A 1,823-nucleotide genomic window follows, 5' to 3' on the forward strand; every position below is an offset into this window, starting at 1 on the left:
GCATGGATGACGCGCGCACAAGCGAGGCGCGCCAAGCCGCTCGAAAGCAGCCGTTCGTTCGAGCTCGAGCGCTCAAGCAGAGGGGCGCTTCCAACGTTGAATGGTCAAGCCATAGCGCAGGCCGCTGTCGCTGCGCAGATCAAGCAGTCAGGTCGAGTCCGTTGGCGTGAGTTCTGTGCGTTCGCGCTGGAATTCTGGACCGGCGAGACCAGCCGGCGAGCGTGGACTCTAACGTGCCTCGTCGCGCTTTGCATCGTACTGCAGCTTGGGGCGCAGCTAAGCGTCAACGAATGGAACCGCAAGTTCTTCGACGCGCTCGAAAGCAAGAACGTCGTGTCTCTTGGGTGGGCGACGGCGCTGTTGCCCGCGCTCGTCGCATTCAGCGGCCTCGCCGTCAGCGGCGCGCTTGTCGCGCGCATGACATTGCAGATGCGCTGGCGGGAATGGCTCACGGAGAAACTCGCCGGCTGGTGGCTCGAGGATCAGCGCTATTATCGGCTGGAAATCGCCGCGGCCGAGCAAACTTCGCCGGAATATCGGATCGCCAAGGACGTGCAGCTGGCGATCGATCCGCTTGTCGAATTCGCCGTCGGCTTTTTGACCGCCCTGGCGACGGCGACGGCCTTCATCGGCGTGCTTTGGACCGTCGGCGGCGCTCTGGAGCTCAATCTGCTTGGAGCGCGGATTGTGTTGCCGGGATATCTCGGCTTCGCATCGGTCGTCTATGCGACGGCCGCCGGCGGCGTCGCCTATCTTGCGGGACGGCCGCTTGTTCCGGCTGTTGCGCGAAAGAACGAAGCCGAAGCGCAGTTCCTCGCAGAACTCTCCCGGCTGAAGGAGAACGCGGAAAGCATCGCCCTCATTCGCGGCGACGCCGACGAGTTAAGCTCTGTCTTGCAGAATTATCGACGCGTCGTCGTCGCTTGGATCCGCCAGATCCGTCGCCACGGGGTGATCGCCACCGTGCAGAGCGCCAATGGCGCCCTGGTTCCGCTCATTCCGCTCGTGCTCGTCGCGCCAAAATATCTTTCGGGCGCCTTGACCCTGGGCGCGGTCATGCAGCTCGCCTCCGCATTCATCTTGGTGCAGGTCGCCTTCAACTGGTTCATCGACAATTCCGTGCGCGTCGCGGAATGGATGGCTTCAGCCAACCGGGTGGATGAACTCGCCGAAGCGCTGGAAGGCCTCGATATCGGCGTCATCATGGAGGAGAAGGAATTTATCGAGTTCGGCGTCAGCGACGACGACACAATTCATATCGAGAATCTTGCTGTCGCTCATCGCAATGGGCGTATCGTGATCGCCGGCGCGAATGTCGTCATTCCCGCCGGCGAGAAACTGCTCGTCGCGGGTCCGAGCGGTACGGGAAAAAGCACGCTTGTTCGCGCGCTCGCAGGACTATGGCGATGGGGCTCAGGCCGCATTCTGTTGCCGAAAAACGCGCACATGGCCTTCGTGCCGCAGAAGCCATACATTCCGTTGGGCGCGCTTCGCCAGGCTATGCTCTATTCGATCTCCGACAAGGAAATCACCGATGAAATGATCGAAGGCGCGATGCGGCGATGCGGCGTGGGCTATCTCATCAAACATCTCGACGAAGAGCAGCGTTGGGATCAAATCCTCTCCGGCGGCGAGCGGCAGCGAACGGCTTTTGTTCGACTCCTGCTGCAAAGGCCGCAGATCATCATTATGGACGAGGCCACGTCGGCGCTTGACGAAGAGAGTCAAATTTCGATGCTGCGCCTGTTCAATGAAGATCTAGCCGGCGCGACGGTGATCAGCGTGGGGCATCGTGTCGGCATGGAAGATTTTCACGACAAGAA

General features: G+C 61.1%; 1 protein-coding gene. It reads left to right on the plus strand.

Annotation, left to right across the window (positions count from 1 at the left end):
- Positions 1-96: 96 nt before the first annotated feature.
- On the plus strand, positions 97-1,823 hold a 1,727-nt coding region (locus FEV16_RS16735; RefSeq protein WP_171015280.1), incomplete at its 3' end, for an ABC transporter ATP-binding protein/permease.

Origin of the sequence: Methylocystis sp. B8 (genome assembly GCF_005771425.1) — a bacterium.
In the GTDB taxonomy this organism is placed as follows: Bacteria; Pseudomonadota; Alphaproteobacteria; order Rhizobiales; family Beijerinckiaceae; genus Methylocystis.